This is a genomic window from uncultured Bradyrhizobium sp. (genome assembly GCF_936943645.1).
Taxonomy (GTDB): domain Bacteria; phylum Pseudomonadota; class Alphaproteobacteria; order Rhizobiales; family Xanthobacteraceae; genus Bradyrhizobium.
On record NZ_CAKZJO010000056.1, the window covers coordinates 164612 to 185291 of the forward strand.

Sequence of the window (20680 nt, forward strand, 5' to 3'; positions counted from 1 at the left end):
CCCATCCTACGACAGCAATCAGCCCGCCTTTCTTTGTCGCGCCGTCGAGCGGTGCGCCTTCTTCGCGGCCTGCCGCCGGCCGGTTTTGCGCCGGGCGTGCGACTTCGCCGCGGTCTTCTTGCCGCGGCCGCCCTTCAGGCTCTGCTTCAGCGCGTCCATCAGGCTGACGACGTTGCTCGGCCGCTCCTCGGGCTCGGGCAATTCAATCTTCTTGCCGCTGGCCTTGCGTTTCACCAGCGCCTTCAGCGCAGTCTCGTAGTCGTCCTTGAACTTGCCGGGATCGAAATGCGCGGCCTTGGTGTGCAGGATGTGGCCTGCGAGCTCGACCATGTCCTTGCTGATCTTCGGGCTCCTGATCTCGTCGAAGAACTGGTCCTCGTCGCGCAGCTCGTAGGGGAAGCGCAGCGTGGTGCCGAGCAGGCCCTTGCCGAGCGGCTTGATCGCCATGACGTGTTCGCGGTTGGTGAGCACGATCTTGGCGAGTGCCACGCGCTCCTGGTCCTTCATGGCGTCGCGGATCACTGCGAAGGCGTCGATCGCGGCCTTGCCGTCGGGCGCGATGTAGTAGGGATGGTTGAGGTAGCGCTGATCGATCTCCTCGCTCGGCACGAAGCTCTCGATGTCGATGGTGTGATTGCTCTCGATCTGGACCGCCTCGAGCTCCTCGGGCTCGATCTCGACATATTTGCCCTTGCGCAGCTCGTAGCCGCGCCCCTTCTGGTCGCTCTCGACGACGTCGCCGGTCTCGGAATCGATCATCTGTTGCTTGAGCCGGTTGCCGGTCTCGCGGTTGATCATGTGAAACCGGGTCTTCTCGGCCGACGTGGTCGCCGGATAAAGCACGACGGGGCAACTCACCAGCGAGAGCTTCAACGTTCCCTTCCAATAGGCGCGCGGGGCCATTGCATTCTCCAGCATTTTCAAGGCGTTTTGGAACCCCAACCCCTGCACAGGGTTTTGGTTCCGGACGGGACTTTGGCCGTGTTAGGCTTGAATCCCGAAAGGAAAAGCGGCCGTGCTGCAAAAACTCTCGACTTATCGAAAGAAGCGTGACTTCGAGAAGACGCCCGAGCCATCGGGCAAGACCGCAGTTGCGCGCTCGAAGCAGCGGCGCTTCGTGATCCAGAAGCATGATGCGACCCGGCTGCATTACGATCTCAGGCTCGAGTTCGACGGTGTCTTCAAGTCCTGGGCCGTGACCAAGGGGCCCTCGCTGGATCCGCACGACAAGCGTCTGGCGGTCGAGGTGGAAGACCACCCGCTCGACTATGGCGATTTCGAAGGAACGATTCCGGAAGGGCAATATGGCGGCGGCACCGTGATGCTGTGGGACCGCGGTACCTGGGAATCGGACGACGCCGAGCGCGGCTTCAAGAAAGGCGATTTGAAGTTCACCCTGCATGGCGACAAGCTGCACGGAAGCTGGGTTCTGGTTCGCATGCGCAACGACCGCAGCGGCGGCAAGCGCACCAACTGGCTCCTGATCAAGCATCGCGACGAATACGTCCGCGAAGGCAAGGACAACGACATTCTTAAGGAGGACAAGTCGGTCGCCTCCGGCCGCGCGATGGAGCAGATCGCCGAGGGCAAGGGCCGTGCGCCAAGGCCGTTCATGCTGGCGAAAAGCGCCAAGAGCAAAGCCGACGCGGTCTGGCAATCCAACCGCGCCGAAGAGGCGAAGGGGCGCACGGTCAAGCCGGCGCCGCGCACGGCGCTGAAGGCCGGCAAGGCCGTCAAGAGCAAAGCGGTGAAGAAAGCCACGACGGCGACGAACGCCAGGAAGGTCGCGGAGATGCCGGATTTCGTGGCGCCGCAGCTCTGCACGATCGTGGAGCGGCCGCCGGCCGCCGAAGGCTGGTGCCACGAGATCAAGTTCGACGGCTATCGCGTGCAGCTTCGGGTCGAGGACGGCGAGGCGACGCTGAAGACGCGCAAGGGGCTTGACTGGACCGGCAAGTTTGCGGCGATCGCGAAAGAGGCGGGTTCGCTGCCGGACGTCGTGATCGACGGCGAGATCGTCGCGCTCGACCACAACGGCGCGCCGAATTTTTCCTCGCTTCAGGCTGCGTTGTCGGACGGCAAGACCGACGAGCTGATCTTCTTTGCTTTCGACCTCCTGTTCGCGGAGGGTCTCGATTTTCGTCGTCTGCCGCTCGGCGAGCGCAAGGCGAGGCTGAAGGAGCTGCTGGCGGTCCGCAAGCGGAAATCAAGCCAGATCCGCTATGTCGAGCATTTCGAGAGCGGCGGCGATGCAGTGCTGCAGTCGGCCTGCAAGCTCGAGCTCGAAGGCATCGTGTCGAAGAAGCTGGACGCGCCCTACCGATCCGGACGCACCGAGAGCTGGACCAAGGCCAAATGCCGTGCGGGCCACGAGGTCGTGATCGGCGGCTACAAGACCACCAACGGCAAATTCCGCTCGCTGATGGCGGGCGTGCATCGCGGCGATCATCTCGCCTTCGTCGGTATGGTCGGTACCGGCTTCGGCGCCGACAAGGTCAAGCGGATCATGCCGTCGCTGAAGGCCATGGCCGCCAAGGAAAGTCCCTTCGGCGGCAAGAATGCGCCGAAGAAGAGCCGCGATGTGCACTGGTTGAAGCCGGAGCTCGTCGCCGAGATCGAGTTCGCCGGCTTCACCGCCGACGGCAATATCCGCCAGGCCGCGTTCAAGGGCCTGCGGCAGGATAAGCCCGCCGAAGAGGTCGAGGCGGAGACGCCCGTCGCCACCGAACTCGCAGAACCCAAGGCGCGCAAGCGCGCAGCGAAAGCGGCCAAGCGGTCCAACGACGCCGGCGCGGAGGTGATGGGCGTCGTCATTTCCAAGCCCGACAAGGAGCTGTGGCCGGACGGCGGTGACGGCGAAGGCGTGACCAAGCTCGACCTTGCCCGCTATTTCGAAGCGGTCGGCAGTTGGATGATCGAACATCTGAAGGGCCGTCCGTGCTCGATCGTGCGCGCGCCCGACGGCATCGGCGGCGAGACATTCTTCCAGCGTCACGCCATGCAGGGCACCTCCAACCTGCTCGAGCTGGCCAAGGTCTCCGGCGATCGCAAACCTTACTTGCAGATCGACCGCGTCGAGGGGCTCGCCGCGGTCGCGCAGATCGGCGGGGTCGAGCTGCATCCGTGGAATTGCGCACCTGATGCTTACGACACGCCGGGCCGGCTGGTGTTCGATCTCGATCCGGCGCCGGACGTCGCTTTTGCCGATGTCGTGGATGCCGCCAAGGAGATGCGGCAACGGCTGACCGACATCGGCATGGCGAGCTTCTGCAAGACCACCGGCGGAAAGGGCCTGCACGTGGTGGTGCCGCTGCTGCATGGCGCCCGCGACAAGGTGAGCTGGAAGGAAGCCAAGGCCTTCGCGCAAGGCATCTGCCAGTGGATGGCCGACGACGATCCAGAGCGCTATCTGCTCAACATGTCCAAGAAACTGCGCAGCGGAAAGATCTTTCTCGACTATCTCCGTAACGACCGGATGTCGACGGCGGTTGCGCCGCTGTCACCGCGGGCCCGCGCGGGGGCGACGGTCTCGATGCCCGTCACGTGGGCCCAGGTGAAGAGCGATCTCGATCCGAAGCGATATACGGTGCGGACAGTACCGGGCCTGCTGGCGCGCTCGAAGGCGTGGGAAGGGTATGAGGACGCGGCTGCGTCGATTAAGGCGGCGGTGAAGAAGCTGGCGGGGAAGACATAGGTCCGGGCGCCGTCAATGCGCCCGTAGGGTGGGCAAAGCGAAGCGTGCCCACGATCTTTTTTCCTTACGACGAGTAGGTGGGCACGGCGCGTTGCGCCTTTGCCCACCCTCCGAGATCTCGCCTAGATCCGACCCAGCAGCAGCAGGATCAGCAGGATGACGATGACGAGCCCGAGGCCGCCGCCGCCGTAATAGCCGGTGCCATAGAACGGGCCGCCGCCGATGCCGCTGAAGCCGCCAAGCAGGGCGATGACCAGAATGATCAGAATGATCGTACCGATAGACATGCGAATCTCCTCCAGCCCTTCGTTGAAAGGGTCGTTGCAACCTGTCCCGTGGTGCGAGGGCAACTTGCCGCAGGTTTTAAAGTTCCGGCCTTGAAACACGGGCCGGCGGCTCAACTTGCATGGAACCTTTGTAGGTGCGCCCGGCATGATTATGAGAGGATCAATCACCACGGGGCACCGCCATGTCAGCACCACTCGTCGTCTCCATCCCGCATCGGCTCGGCCGGGAGGAGGCGGTACGCCGGCTCAAGACCGGGCTTGGCCGCGCCGCTGCCAGCATTCCCGTGATGCAGGTCGAGGAGGAGCGCTGGACCGGCGACAGCATGGCCTTTCGCATTCGCGCGCTCGGGCAGATCGCGACGGGGCAGGTCGATGTCGCGGACGACCACGTCAAGGTTCAGGTCGTGCTGCCCTGGCTGCTGCAGCGCTTCGCCGAGATGGCGCAGGCGACGATCAAGAAGCGCGGGCAGTTGCTGTTGACCAAGGATGGCGGAAAGTAGTTTCAGGCGCGCACGCGCGGCCGCACCGGCTTGATCGCACTTGCCGTGCGGGCCTCGACGACGAAAGCGGGAAACTCCCGGAAGGCCTGCGCGAGCGGCAATTCACCGCTGGCAAGGCCGGGCGCGCTGTAGCCGGTCAGGTCGACGGTGGCGTCAAAGCCTTCCGGTGCGGGCCATTCCCGGCCCGCTTGCGTGAACGGTGCGAAGTGACGCCCGACCACCACGATCGCGGCAGTGCGGCCGTGGCGGCGCGCAAAGGCGATGACATGGTCGGCATGTGCGCCGCTCACCGCCAGCGGCTGGTAGTCACCTTGAGCGAAGACGTCGGCGAGTTCGTTGCGCAGCTTGAGAAGGCGGCGTGTCCAGGCGAGCTTGATCAGGCCGTCCGGCCAGCTCTTCATCAGACCTGCCCAATCCGGATCGCCCAGCGCGCTGAGCGCCGTGTGCCGCGCGCCAAACTCGACCGGACGACGGTTGTCGGGGTCGACCAGCGACAGGTCCCAGAACTCGGTACCCTGGTAGAAGTCGGGCACGCCGGGCAGCGTCGCCTTGAGGGTGAGCTGGCTCATGGCGTTCAGCGCGCCCAGCAACGCCACGCGCCGGGCCAGCGTTTGCAGCGAATCCAGGAATTCTCCCGACAGCGCGGGATCGAGAATCTTCGCGATGAACTGCTTGACGCCGTTCTCGTAGGATTCATGCGGATTGAGCCAGCTGGTCTCTTCCTTGCCCTCGCGCGCGGCCTTCAGCGCATAGGCCTGGATACGCTCGACGAAGCCTGCATCGACCGGCTCCTGGAGCGACCATGCCCCGAGCAGCGTCTGGTAGAGCATGTATTCGAACGTCGCTGATGGCGCGCGTAGATTGCCGTGGAGCGCGAGGTGCGGCGCGTTCAACACCTTCCAGCGCGAAACTGCGCTGGTCCATTCGCCGGGAATTTCGCTGAGTGCTGCGATCCGCGCGCGCGCATCCTCGCCGCGCTTCGTGTCATGCGTGGCGGTCGCCGTCATCCCCAGCGGCCATTCCCTGGCCCGGGCCTGCATGGCCTCGTGGAAAGCGGGAACGGCGAGGCCGGTGCTGGCGGGATCGCCGCCGACCTCGTTCAGCGCCAGCAACCTGTGGAATTGATAGAACGCGGTGTCCTCCAGCGACTTCGCCATCACCGGCCCGGTGAATTGCTGTACCTTCAGCGCAAAGCGGCGCACGCGCGGCGCGCTGTGCGGCGGGCGGCCGGGCTTGAGCAGGTCCATGGTCAGGGCATCGCGCAGGAAGTCGAAGATACCTTCGTCGGCTGCGAACCATTCCGCGCGGGCGCGCGCAATGGTGTCGTCGATCAGCTTGCGGTCGGCGGCGGTCGGCCCGCTGTTGGTCAGATAGGTGCGGTAGACCGGGAAATGCAGCACGTAGAGTTCGAGCGCCTGGCGCAGGCTGTCGGCGGAAAAATCGCGGGTCGAGTAATGTCCGTTGGCGATGCGCGCGAGCAGGCGCGTCAGCACGGTGAATTCGCTGGTGAGCAGCGTCTCCAGCACACGCCGCTTGGCGTCCTTGACGTAAGGCGCTAGCTGTGGCGGCCGGTTGCTGATCTGCCGCCAGGTCTCGTCCAGTGCCGCCAATCCCTTGGCGTCGACCAACACCTGGGTGATGACGTTCATCCATTCATACCCGGTGGTGCCCTGAACGCCGGCGAAGTGCGGCAGGCGCTCGTGCTCGCACAGGATCTTCTCGATCACGGTGTAGAACGGCTTTGAATTGCCCTGCGCGTCGCGCACCAGCCGGCGCAGCCGCTGGCAATATTGCGCGGGGTCGCGCAGGCCATCGATGTGATCGAGCCGGATGCCCTGCAATTTGCCGTCGACGACGAGCTGCTTCACCAGCCGGTGCGTGGCGGCGAAGGTGCTGGGGTCCTCGACGCGCAGGCCGGCGAGTCCGTTGACGTCGAAGAAGCGGCGATAATTGATGTCGCTGGAGGCGAGCCGCCAGTGCCCGAGCTTGTAATGCTGACGCTCCAGCAGGTGATGCAGCGCCAGCGTCTGCGCGGGACGCTCCTTGCCGGCACGATAGGCGCCAAGGCCGCCTGCGATGAGATCGGCGGCGCCCGCGATCTGCCTGAGCTCGGTCTTGAACGCGGGAGCTTCCTTGCGATTGGGACGGCGCAGTCCGGTATAGCGCGCTGCGAGCGACAGCAGACGTTTGCCGGCCTCCGTCTCGGCGGCACCCGCTTCCTTCACGATCATGCGCAGGATCTCGCCGTAGCGCTCCGGCGCGATCGGCAGGCGATGCTCGAAATACCAGGCGGAGAAGCTGCCCTGATCCGGATCATAGCGCAGCTCGATCTCGCCGCGCTCGAGCGCCTCGCCGTAGGATGCGCCCAGGATCGGCAACAGCACGCCGCCGCGGGCACGGTAGGGCAAGAGGTCCCAGTCGATGTCGAAGGAGACAGCGTGCGGCGAGGCCTGGCCCCATTCCAGCACGTCCAGCCACCACGGATTGTCGGCGAAGTGCACGCCGACATGGTTCGGCACGAAATCGATGATGAGCCCGAGATCGTGCGCCTCGAGCACCTCGCTCAGCCGGGTAAAGCCGGCCTCGCCGCCGAGCTCGGGATTGAACTGGCTGTGATCGACGGTGTCGTAGCCGTGGGTCGAGCCCTTGCGCGCCTTCATCACCGGCGAGGCGTAGAGATGAGTGATCCCCAGCGCCTTCAGATAGGGGACGATCGCCGCGGCCTTGTCGAAGTCGAAATCCGCGGTGAGCTGCAGCCGGTAAGTTGCAAGAGGAATGGCAGGAGGCATGCTAACCTCCGAGATGCCAGATCACCGACCACGGCGGCAGCCGGTCGCCGCTCACCTCGCCCCAGATTGGTGTGCCCGTCGCGCCGTCGGGACGCGCGATGTCCTTGTCGGAGAGATTGGCGACGAGCCGCAGCGTCGTGCCGTCGCCCATCCGCCAATGCGCCGTGAGCAGGCCGCTGTCGGCTGCCTCGGCATCGCCAAAACGCGCGTCCTCGAGCCGCGGCATGATTTCCTTGGCGCGAAGCGCGAGCAGCTCCTTGACCAGCGCAAGCCGTGCATTTTGCTGTTCGGTGCGGCCGGTCCAGTCGAGCACGGCCGATCGCAGCGTGGCCGGATCGAGCGGATCTGGCACCTCGTCGCCGTATTTCTCGTAAGCCCAGGCATATTCCTGCTTGCGTCCTTTGCGCACGGCGTCGGCGAGCCCGCCCTGGAAATCGCAGAAGAACGGGAAGGGCACCGTCGAGCCCCATTCCTCGCCCTGAAACAGCATCGGCACCATCGGCGCCAGCAGGGTCACCGCGAGCGCCGCTTCGATCTGCTGCGGCGAAGCCAGGCTTTCGAGCCGGTCGCCGAACGGACGGTTGCCGATCTGATCGTGGTTCTGCAGGAAGTTGACGAAAGTCGCCGGCGGCAGCTCACCGCTCGGCTCGCCGCGCGATTTCTTGCCCCAGAACTCCGATACCTCGCCCTGATAGACAAAGCCGGAAGCGAGCGCGCGCGCGAGGTCCATGCGCGGCGTCTGGTAGTCGGCGTAGTAGCCGGCGAGCTCGCCGGTCAGCATCACGTGCCAGACGTGGTGGTAATCGTCGTTCCACTGCGCCCGATATTTGCCGTTCGGCGGCTGCTGCGCGGCGTCGAGCAGGCTGGCGCGATTGTCGCCGTTCTCCAGCACGAGATGGATGTGCCGCCCGGTCGCCTTGGCGAGCTCGCCGGCGGCGACGCTGAGGTCCTGCAGCATCGACTGCTCACCGGGGATCGCCATGATGTGGTTGGCGGCATCCAGCCTCAGGCCGTCGAAACGATAGTCGGTGAGCCAGGACAGCGCGTTCTCGACCGCGAACGCGCGCACCTGCGGCACGCGATAGTCGATCGCACTGCCCCAGGGCGTATGCGCATCGGTGAAGAAGGTCGGCGCATAGCGGCCGAGGTAGTTCCCCTCGGGGCCGAAATGATTGTAGACGACGTCGAGGAACACCATCAGCCCGCGCAGATGCGCTTCGTCGATCAGCGTCTTGAGGTCCTCGGGGCGGCCATAGGCGCTGTCGGGCGCGTACCACAGCACGCCGTCATAGCCCCAGCCGCGGCGCCCTGCGAAATCCGCCAGCGGCATCAATTCCAGCGCGGTGATGCCGGTTGCGGCGAGATGATCGAGCTTTTCGATCATGGCGCGGTAAGAGCCCTTCGGCGTGAACGTGCCGACATGGGTCTCGATCAGCACCGTCTCTTCCCACGGGCGGCCGCGCCAATCGCGCGCACGCCAGGGATAGGCATCGTGATCGATCACCTCGCTCGGGCCGAACACATCTTCGGGCTGGAAAGCCGAAGCCGGATCGGGCACGTCGATCTCGTCGTCGATCCTGAACTTGTAGGGGGTGCCGGCGGTGAGCCCGGCAATCTCGGTGACATACCAGCCATCCTGCCGGCGCTGCATCGCGTGTCTTCGGCCGAGCAGCAAGTCGACACGGCGGGCGGCAGGCGCCCACAGGCGGAACGAAACGCCGTCCTTCGTCGGCCTCGCCCCGAAGGATGGCCTCATAGCGCCCCCGCGAAGGCGAGCACGGAGCGCGGCGGCGCCTTGCTGTCGATTCCGGGCGGGAAGTCGATCGTGTTCGGCTTGGCATCCGTCGTATTCAGGATCTGCTGCCAGCTCTTGTATTCGGTCATTTTGGGCAATTTGAATGCGATCTCTTCGGGGGCGGCGTTCAGTACGATAAAGATCGCGGCCCCACCGGGTTCCATCGGCCCCATCACATAGGAGAGAAACCGCCCATCCGGGAATGTCCAGTCGCTCTCGGTCATCTCGTCGCCGGCAGGCGTCAGCCACAGCGCGCCGTAGGACACACCGTCGGCGGGACGGCCGTCGAGCCAGCGGTGGCTGCGAAGCTGCGAGAACCGGCGGCGGATATCGGCGAGATGGGCGACGAAATCGACCATGTCGTCGCCCTCCTTGCCGAGATTGTCCCAGCCGACCCAGCCGATCTCGTTGTCCTGGCAATAGGCGTTGTTGTTGCCGGATTGCGAGTTGCCGACCTCGTCGCCGGCGAGGATCAAGGGAACGCCCTGCGCCAGCATCAGGCAGGCCAGCACGTTCTTGCGAAGCTGGCGTCGCAGGCCGAGGATCTGAGCATCGTCGGTCGGCCCCTCGACACCGCAATTGTTGCTGTGGTTGTCGTTGGAGCCGTCGCGATTGTCCTCGCCGTTGGCCTCATTGTGCTTCTCGTTGTAGCTGAAGAGGTCGGCGAGCGTGAAGCCGTCATGCACCGTGATGTGGTTGATGCTGGCGCGCGGCCGCCGTCCGTCGTGGTTGAACAGATCGGAAGACGCCGTCATCCGGCTGGAGATGTCGCCGATCAGGCTGCCTTCGCCGCTCCAGTAGCGGCGCATGGCGCTGCGATAGCGATCGTTCCATTCCGACCATTGCGACGGGAATGCGCCGACCTGGTAGCCGCCGAGGCCGAGATCCCAGGGCTCGGCGACGAGCTTGACGGTTGCCAGCACCGGATCCTGCCGGATCGCGGTCAGGAAGGAGATGCCGCGATCGAACCCGTTCGGGCCGCGCGCGAGCGTGGTGGCAAGGTCGAAGCGGAAGCCGTCGACATGGCAGACCTCGACCCAGTAGCGCAAGCTGTCCATCACCATCTGGAGCACGCGCGGATGGGTGAGGTTGACCGACGAGCCGCAGCCGGTGAAGTCGTCGTAATAGCGCGGGTTCTCGCGGTTCAGCCAGTAATAGGAGGCGTTGTCGATGCCGCGATAGCACAGCGTCGGACCGAGATGGTTGCCCTCGGCGGTGTGGTTGTAGACGACATCCAGCATCACCTCGATGCCGGCATCGTGCAGCCGCGCCACCGTGGTGCGGAAGGAGTCCAGGGCGTTGTCCTGGGCATAGCGCGGCTCGGGCGCGAAGAAGGACAGCGAGTTGTAGCCCCAGTAATTGGCGAGCTTCTTCTCCACCAGGATGCGGTCGTCGACGAAGCTGTGCACCGGCAGGAGCTCGACCGTGGTGACGCCGAGCTTCTTCAGATGCTCGATCATGGCCGGTGAGGACAGGCCGCCATAGGTGCCGCGCAGGTTCGGCGGCACGTCGTCGCGCTTCTGGGTCAGGCCCTTGACGTGAGCCTCGTAGATGATCGTGTCTTCCCAGGGAATGTTGGGGCGGATCTCGCGGCGGCCCCAGTTGAAGGTCTCGTCGACCACGACGGCCTTGGGCATGCCGCGCGCGTTGTCGCGCCGGTCGAACGACAGGTCCTCGCGCGGGCTTCCGGTGCGATAGGCGAAGTGCGCATCGCTCCAGACCAGACGCCCCGCGAGACGCTTGGCATAGGGGTCGAGCAGCAGCTTGTTGGCGTTGAAGCGATGGCCGTGCTCGGGCTCGTAGGGGCCGTGCACCCGATAGCCGTAGAGCTGACCGGGGGAGACGTCGTTGAGATAGCCGTGCCAGACGTCCTCGGTTCTTTCAGGCAGCTCGATGCGCTCGAGCTCGCGGCGGCCTTGGGTGTCGAACAGGCAGAGCTCGACCTTCTGTGCGTTGGCGGAGAACAGCGCGAAATTGGTGCCGCGTCCGTCCCAGCTTGCGCCGAGGCGTGCGGGCGATCCAGCAGTGAGGCGCATGTGTCAACTTTCCGGAACGAGGAAGATCGCGGCGAGCGGTGGAATGGTGAGGCGGAGCTCGGGCGCCTTGCCTTCAACGGCATGAACTTCGCCGATGTTCCCGACATTGCTGCCGCCATAATGGGCGGAGTCCGAATTGAACACTTCCTTCCATTTTCCGGCAAAGGGCACGCGAACGCGATAGTTTCGATAGACGTTGGGGGAGAAGTTGATGATCACGAGACACCGCGCGTGCTCGTCCACCCCCTTGCGTAGCCAGGCGAACACGTTGCGGTTGGCGTCGTCAGTGATCAGCCATTCGAAACCGGCCTGGTCGCAATCCATCTGGTGCAGCGCCGGCACCGCGCGGTAGAGCCGGTTGAGGTCGCGGATCAGTGCCTGGATGCCGGAATGGTATTTGTATTCGAGCAGGTGCCAGTCGAGCGACTGGTCGTGATTCCATTCGCGGCTCTGCGCGATTTCCGCGCCCATGAACAGGAGCTTCTTGCCGGGATGGCCGAACATGAAGCTGTAATAGGCGCGCAAGTTGGCAAAACGCTGCCACTCGTCGCCGGGCATGCGGCCGAGGATCGAGCGCTTGCCGTGCACGACCTCGTCATGCGACAGCGGCAGGATGAAGTTTTCCGAGAACGCGTAGTGCAGGCCGAACAGGATCTCGCCGTGATGGTATTTGCGGTGGATCGGATCCTTGCTGATGTAGTTCAGCGTGTCGTGCATCCAGCCCATGTTCCACTTGTAGCCGAAGCCGAGTCCGCCGAATTCGACCGGACGCGACACCTGCGGCCAGGCGGTGGACTCCTCGGCCGCGGTGGTCGCTTGCGGGAAGCGGGCGAAGACCTCGGTGTTGAACCGGCGCAGGAAATTGATCGCCTCGATGTTTTCGCGGCCGCCATATTGGTTCGGAATCCATGCGCCGGGCGGCCGGCTGTAGTCGAGATAGAGCATGGACGCCACCGCATCGACGCGCAGGCCGTCGATGGCGTAACGCTCCATCCAGAATAGTGCGTTCGACACCAGGAAGTTGGTCACTTCGGTGCGGCCGTAATTATAGATCAGCGTGCCCCAATCGAGGTGGCGGCCCTGGAGCGGGTTGGCGTGCTCGTAGACCGCGGTGCCGTCGAAGCTGCCGAGGCCGTGCGGATCGTCCGGGAAGTGGCCGGGCACCCAGTCGAGCAAGACGCCGACGCCCTCGCGGTGGCAGGCATCGATCAGCGCGGCGAAATCCTCGGGGGTCCCGAAGCGGCTGGTCGGGGCATAGAGGCCGGTCGGCTGATAGCCCCAGGAGCCGTCGAACGGATGCTCGCTGACGGGCAGGAATTCGAGATGGGTGAAGCCCATGTCGCGGGCATAGGCCGGCAATTGCTCGGCCAGCTCGCGATAGGTCAGCCATTCATCGCCGTTCTTGCGGCGCCATGAGCCGAGATGAACCTCGTAGATCGACATCGGCGCCGACAGCGCGTTGATGCCGTCGGGCGCGGGGCGCGGGCGCGGCAGATGCGCCTCGTCGAACACGATGGAGGCCGTCTTCGGCCGGACCTCGCTGGCAAATGCCAAAGGGTCGGATTTCAGCGGCAGCAGATGACCGTGGGGGCCGATGATCTCGAACTTGTAGTGATCGCCGGACTTGGCATGCGGAATGAACAATTCCCAATAGCCGGCGCCGCGCACCCGCATCGGATGGCGCCGTCCGTCCCAGAAATTGAAATCGCCGACCACGGACACGCGTCGCGCATTCGGGGCCAGCACGACGAAGCCGATGCCGTCGATGCCCTCGAGCCGCATCGGGTGCGCGCCGAGCTTGTCATAGAGACGCTGATGGGTGCCTTCGCCGAGCAGATAGAGATCGAAATCGGTCAGGATCGGCGGAAAACGATAGGCGTCCTCGAATTCGACGACGTTGTTGCCGAACTTTGCGCGCAGCTGGTAGTGCTTCGAGCCGTTGGGCAGGGCCCCGATGAACAGCCCGGCATCGTGCACGCGGTCGAGCGAGGCGACCTCGCCGTGTTCGCCGACTGCCTCGACATTGGAAGCCTCGGGCAAGAACGCACGCACCACGCTTCTGCCGCCCTCGGGATGCAGCCCGAGATAGTGGAAGGGGTCGGAGTGGCGGCCCTCGATGATGGCATAGGCCTCGGCAGGCAATTTAGGCATGGGCTTCGCTCTCGGTGCTGGACAGAATGCGAAGCAGTCCGGTCAGCGGCGCATGGAGCCCCTCAGGCCGGTGGGACAGCTCGTACTCTACTTCTTCGAACGCCTGATCAAGCAGGAAAAACCTTAACAGGCCTTCCGCGGATTGCCGTTTCTCCGGCCACAGTCGCCGATCGGTCGTGGCTTCCCGATAGGCGGAGAGGAAGGTTGCGACGGCCCGCTCGCGCCATTCGTGGAGCGCGGCCGTGAGTCGGCCTTGCTCGTCGGAGGCACCGGTGAGCGCGCGGTTCTGGGCTGCGTTGACCGAAAGATCGATCGAGCGGATCAGGCCGGCGACGTCGCGCGCGGCAGGCGCCTTACGGCGCTTGTCGGCCAGCGGCAGGCGCGGATCGCCGTCGAAGTCGATGATGAAGATATCGTCCTTCACGATCAGAGTTTGCCCGAGGCGGAAGTCGCCATGATGTCGGATGTTCAACCCCCCGATCCCGGAAGGCAAGAGCGCATTGAGGTGGTCGGGCAGGGTCGCGCGCACCGATATGAGCTGGTCGATCAGCGGCCGGTCCGTCTCCCGCCGGCCGTCGCGGCTGGCGGCCAGTCGCTGGAGAACCCGCTCGGCCCGCGCCTTGAGACCGGACACGAGCCGTTCCACATGCGCAGCGCTGATCGGCTCCGGAGCAAGCTCGTTCTCCTTGGCCGCGGCCAGGGCGACGTGCATCTCGGCGAGCCTCTTGCCGATCTGCGCGATGAAGTGCAGATAAAGCGTCTGCTCCTGGGTCTCGCGCGGTGCTTCACCTACCGCCAGCACGCGCTGTTCGTCGATATAGCGATCGAGATAGCCGGTGGTCACGGTCCAGCCATCGCCCTGGTTCTCGACGAAGGCATGCAGCACGCCGAGCGCGCTGCGCCGATCGCCTTCGAGCAGCTCGACGCTGCCGAGCAACGCCGGCGTATTGGCAAAGCGCGCGACCTCGGTGAGATAATGGCCGATCTCGATCTCGGGGCTGATGCCGCTTTCCAGCCGCCGGTAGATCTTGGCGACGTACTGGTTGTCGACCAGCGCCGTGCTGTTCGACTGCTCGATGGCACGGATGCGCTCGGGCTCCTTGATGGAATAGTCGGCGAACCGGCTGGTTGACTTGAACTCGAGCCGCAGATTGTTCTCGTCCACCACCAGGTTTTGCGACAGACCTCGCAGGAACAGGCCGATGAAGATCTGGTCGGTGGCAACGTCGAGCAGCGTGCCTTCGCGCGCGCCCTGGCGGACGGCGGCGAGCGCCTTCGGGTTGAAGCGCTCGCGGTCGAAGCGTACCCACTCGATCTGCATGGGCAGCACGTACCGCGTCGTGACGTCGTCCCGCGTCGTCTCGAAGAACGCGATCCAGGGCCTGTTGTCGCCGATGTCGCTGAACGGCACCGCCGAGGTCAGCGTGGTATTGATGTGCTTGGGATTGTGCTCGGGATACCACCGCGTCCGCGACAGGAATCCCGGCAGCACGTCGCGTTCGAACACGCTGCGCTCGCGTGCGAGCGACACCCAGTTGGAGTTCACCGGCACCACCAGCGTCTCGAATTCCGGCACCGCGCGCGGCGTCACCGGTTCGGACTTGTCGCGCTCCTGAAGTTGGAACCAGTAGAAGCCATACGGCCCCAGCGTGATCATATAGGGCAGCTCGCCGATCGCCGGGAACCGCGTGCGTCCAAGCATCTCCTGCGGAATGCGGTCCTTCCACGGCGACAGGTCGAGCTCGGTCGCCTGCGCCGCGCGCGAGAGGTTGGCGACGCACAGGATCACCTCGTCGCGGTATTGCCGAACGTAGGCCAGCACGGCGCGGTTGGCCGGGCGGATGAAGGTCATGGTGCCGCGGCCGAAGGCGAGCGTCGACTTGCGTACCGAGATCAGCCGCTTGGTAGCGCTGAGCAGCGAGGATAGGCTGCGCGATTGCGCCTCCACGTTCACCGACTCGTAGCCGTAGACCGGATCCATGATCAGCGGTGCGTAGAGGCGGGCCGGGTCGCAGCGCGAGAAGCCGCCGTTGCGATCGGGGCTCCACTGCATCGGTGTGCGCACGCCGTTGCGGTCGCCGAGATAGATGTTGTCGCCCATCCCGATCTCGTCGCCGTAATAGATGATCGGCGTGCCAGGGAAGGACAGCAGCAGCGAGTTCATCAGCTCGATCTTGCGGCGGTCGTTGTCCATCAACGGCGCGAGACGCCGGCGGATGCCGACATTGATACGGGCGCGCGGATCGTTGGCGTAGGTGGTCCAGAGATAGTCGCGCTCGACGTCGGTGACCATCTCGAGCGTGAGCTCGTCATGGTTGCGCAGGAACAGCGCCCATTGGCAGCTCGCCGGAATATCCGGCGTCTGGCGCAGGATGTCGGTGATCGGGAAGCGGTCTTCCTGCGCGATCGCCATGTAGATGCGCGGCATCAGCGGGAAGTGGTAAGCCATGTGGCACTCGTCGCCACGGCCGAAATATTCCTGCACGTCCTCCGGCCATTGATTGGCCTCGGCCAGCAGCAGCTTGCCCTTGGAGTAGGAGTCCAGCTCATGGCGCAGGCGCTTGATGATCGCATGCGTCTCGGGGAGGTTCTCGTTGTTGGTGCCGTCGCGTTCGCACAGATAGGGAATGGCGTCGAGTCGGAAGCCGTCGACGCCGGCATCCAGCCACCGCTTCATCACCTGGATCAGCGCGCTGACGACGCGCGGATTGTCGAAGTTCAGATCCGGCTGGTGCGAGAAGAAGCGGTGCCAGTAGAAGGCGCCGGCCTCGTGATCCCAGGTCCAGTTCGACTTCTCCGTGTCGGTGAAGATGATGCGCGTGCCCTGGTATTTCTGGTCGGTGTCGCTCCAGACATACCAGTTGCGGGCGCTGGAGCCTGGATGGCTGCGCCGCGCGCGCTTGAACCATTTGTGCTGGTCCGAGGTGTGGTTGACGACGAGCTCGGTGATGACGCGCAAGCCGCGCTTCTGCGCTTCCTGGATGAAGCGCTTGAAGTCCTTCATCGTGCCGAAATCGGGATTGACCGAGCCGTAATCGGCGATGTCGTAGCCGTCGTCGCGGCCCGGCGACGGATAGAATGGCAGCAGCCACAGCGCGGTGACGCCGAGCTCCTGCAGATAAGGCAGCTTCTCGGTCAGGCCGGCGAAGTCGCCGATGCCGTCGTTGTTGCTGTCGGCGAAGGCCTTGACGTGGAGCTGGTAGATGATGGCGTCCTTGTACCAGAGCTCGTCCACGATCTCGGCAGCCTCGGCTTTCTTGGTGTCGACGGAAGATAGAACGTTCATGGCGTGACCCCTTACGCCAAGCAGCGGAACAGGAGCGCCGGATCGCGGTCGGGATCGATACGCAACCTGATCCCGCCCCATTCGATGCGGGACTGCTCGCCGGTGAGGAGGTTTTCGAGTGTCGTCACATGGTGTCGCTGCCCGCCGGCGTCAACGGTGACGTCGCCGAGCGGCAGCCAGAACTCGCGCGCGTGGCCCGAGAGGGCAATCACGACGAGAACAATGTTGGCGGGTTCGGCCGCCTCCTTGACGAAGGCGATCGTCTCGCCGTCTTCGACGCCCAGAAAGCGCAAATTCGCCGTTTGCTGGAGCGCACCGTTGTCGTTGCGGATGCGGTTGAGCGCGGCAATGTAGGACTTGATGTTGCCGGCCTTGTCCCAGTCGCGCTGCTTGATCTGATATTTTTCGGAATCGAGGTATTCCTCGCGACCGGGGATGGCCTCGTGCTCCAACAGCTCGAACCCGCTGTACACGCCGTAACTGCCCGACAACGTCGCCGCCAGCGCAACGCGCGATTTGAATGCCCAGGCCTCTCCGCTCTGGAGATGATAGGGCAGCAGGTCGGGCGTGTTGACGAACAGGTTTGGACGATAGAAGTCGCGCGCGGGATAGCGCGTCAGCTCGCCGAAATATTGCTCCAGCTCCCACCGCGAGGTGCGCCAGGGGAAGTAAGTGAAAGACTGCGCGAAGCCGAGCTTGGCGAGGCCCTGCATCAGCTTCGGACGCGCAAAGGTCTTGGAGAACAGGATCACCTCGGGATGCCGCCGGCGGATGTCGCGAATCAGCCAGTCCCAGAACGCAAGCGGCGCGGTGTCGTGATTGTCGATGGCGAAGATGGTGACGCCATGGTCGATCCAGAACAGCATGGCGTCACGAAAGGCGTTCCACAGGCCGATGCGGTCGACCGAGGCGAAATCGGGGATCACGATGTCGGAGTAGGGGCCGTCCGCCGTCCGCACCGAGCGGTCCGGCCGCCATTTGAACCATTCCGGATGCTGCGTCAGCCAGGGATGGTCCGGCGAGCATTGCACGGCGAAGTCGAGCGCCAGCTCGAGGCCGTATTCCAGGCAGGTCGCGACCAGCGCGCGAAAGTCCTCGATGGTGCCGAGCTCGGGATGCAGCGCATCGTGGCCACCCTCGGCGGCGCCAATCGCGTAGGGCGAGCCGGGTTCACCGTCGGTGGCCACCGGCGCATTGTTGCGGCCCTTGCGGCTCCTATGGCCGATCGGGTGGATCGGCGTGAAATAGAGCACGTCAAAACCCATCGCCGCGATATCGGGGACACGCGCGATGCAGTCGCGGAGCGTGCCATGCTGTCCGGGAGTCCGGCTCTGGCTGCGCGGCATCATCTGATACCAGGCGCCAAATCGCGCTCTGTCGCGGTCGATAATCAGCGGGAACGGCTGTGAGCGGGTCAGGTCGGGCCGGGACTGGCTCTCGGCCATGGCATCGCCGAGTTCGGTCGCAAGCAGCGAGGTGACATCGCCGGTCTGAAGATAATCCTCGCATTGTCTGACGATGATTGCCGCGGCTTCCTGCTGCGCGCCATGTGCCTTGGTCAAGAGGCTGGCCCCTTCGATCGCATCGAGGCTGACATCGGCGCCGGCCCGCTGCTTGCGCAGCACCGCATGGGACCAGGTGGCGAACTCGTCGGTCCAGGCCTCGATCGCGTAGAGATATTGGCCCGGCTCGGTGGGCGTGAACGCGCCGGACCAGCGGTCGTTGCCATGATGGGTCATCGGTTCTTGCCGCCAGTCCCGGTCCTGCTCAGGGCGCCACAGCAGCGCGCTGCTGACCACGGCCTCGCCGTCGCGGTAGACGTCGGCCCAGACCTCGACGCGCTCGCCCGCGATCCGCTTCACGGCAAAGCGGCCGCCATCGATCGCGGGATAGACGTCCTCGATGAGGAAAGCGCTGCCGGCTGCGGCACTTTCGACAGTTTGAATTGTCTTGTTCACGGTGATGCCATTGACAAGAAAGCAGGGGCCCGTTTCCCTTGTCGGGAACCTACGCTTGATACCTATATAGAAAGCCGCTTGTGTGTCATTAGTTCCCCCTGGGAACGGCAGGCATGGTTTGTGAGTTGACCCCGACTAACGTCTTCCGTCGCCTCGTTAAAATCGATGCCCCCGGCAAGCGGGTGGCCTGCAAGCTGCGTGCCGAATGGATCTTTTAGCTCAAGCCCGGATCAAGGGCGTTCAATCCGAATTCATCGATGCCCTCGGAAAGCTGCGGGTCACCGATCCCGTGGCTCTCAAATCCATCCTCGATGCCCTGCCGGAGAAGCGGGTGTACCGCTTCGTCGCCGGGCCGGTGGTGGTTCGCGCGCTCGGACACCCCCGCACGGAATTGGCGACCGTCGGCGCGCCGCCGCTGAAATGGACATTGGCCGGAAACGGCAAGGTGATCGCGCAAGGCGAGACCCGCGAGCCCGTGATCGCCTGGCCCGCCGGCCTGCCGCTCGGGTATCACCGGTTGACTCTGACCGATGCCGGGGGTGGGACGGAAGAGGTGCCGATGATCGTGGCGCCGGAGCGGGCCTTTGGCGGCGATTTCGACCGCGGCTGGCTGCTCGCCGTGCAGCTCTACAGCGTCCGCTCGAACCGCAATTGGGGCATCGGCGACTTCACCGATCTTGCCGATCTGGTCCGGCTCGCCAAGCAGCTCGGGGCCGACGGCGTCGGGCTCAATCCGCTGCACGTCCTGTTCGACGACCACCCGGCCGATTGCAGTCCGTATTCGCCGAACAGCCGGTTGTTCCTCAATCCGCTCTATATCGACGTCGAGGCTATTGCCGAATTCTCGCCGGACCTCGTGCCCGACGCGGTCGCGACCGCCGCCCGTCTGCGCGAAGGCGATCGCGTGCCTTATGCGGACATGGCGGCATTGAAATGGCTGGCCTTGCGGGCCGCCTTCAACAGTTTCGTGACAAGCGCGAGCGAGGCGCGCCGCAAGGCGTTCGACGCCTTCCGCGCCGCCCGCGCGCCGCTGCTGTCGCGCTTTGCCTGTTTCGAGGTGTTGCGTCATCGTTTCACCGGCCCTTGGTGGGAATGGCCCGCGGAATGGCAGCAACCGGACGAGGCCAAATGCGCGGGCTTGCGCAACGGTCCCGACAAGCGCGAGGTCGAATTCGTCGAATTCGTGCAATGGACCGCGGACAGCCAGCTGCACGCCGCCAAGGAGCTTGCCAGCCAGCTCGGCATGCGGGTCGGGCTCTATCTCGACGTTGCCGTCGGCGTGCAGTCCAACGGCTTCGATGCCTGGAACGAGCAGATGGCGATCTCCCGTCATCTCGCCGTCGGCGCGCCGCCCGACGTGCTCAACACCATCGGCCAGGATTGGGGCCTTGCCGGCTTCAACGCCGGCGGCCTGGAAGCGCAATCCTTCGTGCCCTTCGCCGACATGCTGGCGGCGTCGATGCGCCATGCCGGCGCGATCAGGCTCGACCACGTGCTCGGCTTGAAGCGGCTTTATCTGGTGCCGCGTGGCTTCAAGCCTGATAACGGCGCCTATGTGCAGATGCCGTTCGAGGCGCTGCTTGGCGCCGTGGCGCGCGAGAGCGCGGCGCACAAATGCATCGTGATCGGCGAGGACCTCGGCACCGTGCCGGAAGGTTTTCGCGAGATGATGCAGGATTTCGGCATCTGGTCCTATCTCGTCATGATGTTCGAGCGTGACGATGCCGGCCATTTCCGCAACGTCGATCATTACCGGCCGAACGCGCTGGTCACGCTGAACACGCACGATCTGTCGACCTATGCCGGCTGGCGCTCGTTCAGCGACCTCAAGATGAAACGCTCGCTCGGGCTCGATCCCGGCGAGAACGACCAGGCGCGCTGGGACGCGCTCGGCCGGCTCGACGAGATCCTGCGCCAGAACGGCATCAAGGCCAACGACCTCTATTCAGTGCTCGCCTTCCTATCGCGCACGCCGTCGCGGCTGCTCGCGGTATCCATGGAGGATCTGCTCGGCGTAATCGACCAGCCCAACATTCCCGGCACCATCGACGAGCACCCGAACTGGCGCCAGCGCCTTCCCGTCGCGCTCGACAAGATCGCATCGAAGGTCGACCTCACGGCCTTGCGAGCGGCGACGCGGGAACGTTCGTTGCCCGGCGGCAGTTGATCGGCTGGGGGATTTCC

The 20680-nt window shown here is 64.7% G+C and carries 11 protein-coding genes; 3 read left to right on the top strand and 8 right to left on the bottom strand.

Translation table 11 applies throughout. From position 1 onward, the window contains the following. Positions 1-18: 18 nt before the first annotated feature. The gene (locus Q0743_RS16060) at positions 19-903 is read right to left on the bottom strand and encodes a Ku protein (protein ID WP_298242488.1); all 885 of its coding nucleotides are present in this window, start codon (positions 901-903) and stop codon (positions 19-21) included. A 112-nt stretch (positions 904-1015) separates the two neighbouring features. Between Q0743_RS16060 and ligD the strand changes: the two genes are divergently transcribed. Next, a complete protein-coding gene (gene ligD, locus Q0743_RS16065) occupies positions 1016-3694 on the top strand; it encodes a DNA ligase D (RefSeq protein WP_298242489.1) in 2679 nt (892 codons plus the stop codon). 122 nt (positions 3695-3816) lie between these two features. Here ligD and Q0743_RS16070 read toward each other — a convergent pair whose 3' ends face one another. Continuing rightward, complete coding sequence (locus Q0743_RS16070) at positions 3817-3981, bottom strand: DUF3309 family protein (protein WP_007595743.1); 165 nt, start codon at positions 3979-3981, stop codon at positions 3817-3819. A gap of 182 nt (positions 3982-4163) precedes the next feature. On the opposite strand from Q0743_RS16070, the gene Q0743_RS16075 reads away from it, so the two are divergent. Further along, entirely contained in the window at positions 4164-4481 is a 318-nt protein-coding gene (locus tag Q0743_RS16075; protein ID WP_298242490.1) for a polyhydroxyalkanoic acid system family protein, read from the top strand. A 2-nt stretch (positions 4482-4483) separates the two neighbouring features. On the opposite strand, the gene treY is transcribed toward Q0743_RS16075, so the two are convergent. From treY to Q0743_RS16105, 6 genes are read right to left on the bottom strand one after another with little or no spacing between them, the layout of a single operon-like run. Further along, positions 4484-7270 (bottom strand): malto-oligosyltrehalose synthase, encoded by a 2787-nt coding sequence (gene treY, locus Q0743_RS16080; RefSeq protein WP_298242491.1) that lies wholly within the window; start codon positions 7268-7270, stop codon positions 4484-4486. 1 nt (position 7271) lies between these two features. Beyond that, a complete protein-coding gene (gene treZ, locus Q0743_RS16085) occupies positions 7272-9026 on the bottom strand; it encodes a malto-oligosyltrehalose trehalohydrolase (RefSeq protein WP_298242492.1) in 1755 nt (584 codons plus the stop codon). Beyond that, positions 9023-11101 (bottom strand): glycogen debranching protein GlgX, encoded by a 2079-nt coding sequence (glgX, locus tag Q0743_RS16090; protein ID WP_298242493.1) that lies wholly within the window; start codon positions 11099-11101, stop codon positions 9023-9025. The genes treZ and glgX overlap by 4 nt, the downstream gene beginning before the upstream one ends. Positions 11102-11104: 3 nt before the next feature. Further along, entirely contained in the window at positions 11105-13252 is a 2148-nt protein-coding gene (gene glgB / locus Q0743_RS16095; RefSeq protein ID WP_298242494.1) for a 1,4-alpha-glucan branching protein GlgB, read from the bottom strand. Beyond that, a complete protein-coding gene (gene treS, locus Q0743_RS16100) occupies positions 13245-16538 on the bottom strand; it encodes a maltose alpha-D-glucosyltransferase (protein ID WP_298242495.1) in 3294 nt (1097 codons plus the stop codon). Before treS ends, glgB begins: the two co-directional genes overlap by 8 nt. An 11-nt stretch (positions 16539-16549) precedes the next feature. Continuing rightward, a complete protein-coding gene (locus tag Q0743_RS16105) occupies positions 16550-18496 on the bottom strand; it encodes a maltotransferase domain-containing protein (protein ID WP_298242496.1) in 1947 nt (648 codons plus the stop codon). Positions 18497-18701: 205 nt separating this feature from the next. On the opposite strand from Q0743_RS16105, the gene malQ reads away from it, so the two are divergent. Then, positions 18702-20663: a 4-alpha-glucanotransferase gene (gene malQ / locus Q0743_RS16110; RefSeq protein WP_298242497.1), complete on the top strand. Its 1962-nt coding sequence runs from the start codon at positions 18702-18704 to the stop codon at positions 20661-20663. The last annotated feature ends 17 nt before the right edge of the window (positions 20664-20680 follow it).

Bases quoted from the DNA above. Each gene is read 5' to 3' on its own strand.
- treY (WP_298242491.1), bottom strand. From the start codon at position 7,270: ATGCCTCCTGCCATTCCTCTTGCAACTTACCGGCTGCAGCTCACCGCG.
- treZ (WP_298242492.1), bottom strand. From the start codon at position 9,026: ATGAGGCCATCCTTCGGGGCGAGGCCGACGAAGGACGGCGTTTCGTTC.
- treS (WP_298242495.1), bottom strand. From the start codon at position 16,538: ATGAACGTTCTATCTTCCGTCGACACCAAGAAAGCCGAGGCTGCCGAG.
- Q0743_RS16070 (WP_007595743.1), bottom strand. From the start codon at position 3,981: ATGTCTATCGGTACGATCATTCTGATCATTCTGGTCATCGCCCTGCTT.
- malQ (WP_298242497.1), top strand. From the start codon at position 18,702: ATGGATCTTTTAGCTCAAGCCCGGATCAAGGGCGTTCAATCCGAATTC.
- Q0743_RS16060 (WP_298242488.1), bottom strand. From the start codon at position 903: ATGGCCCCGCGCGCCTATTGGAAGGGAACGTTGAAGCTCTCGCTGGTG.
- glgX (WP_298242493.1), bottom strand. From the start codon at position 11,101: ATGCGCCTCACTGCTGGATCGCCCGCACGCCTCGGCGCAAGCTGGGAC.
- Q0743_RS16075 (WP_298242490.1), top strand. From the start codon at position 4,164: ATGTCAGCACCACTCGTCGTCTCCATCCCGCATCGGCTCGGCCGGGAG.
- glgB (WP_298242494.1), bottom strand. From the start codon at position 13,252: ATGCCTAAATTGCCTGCCGAGGCCTATGCCATCATCGAGGGCCGCCAC.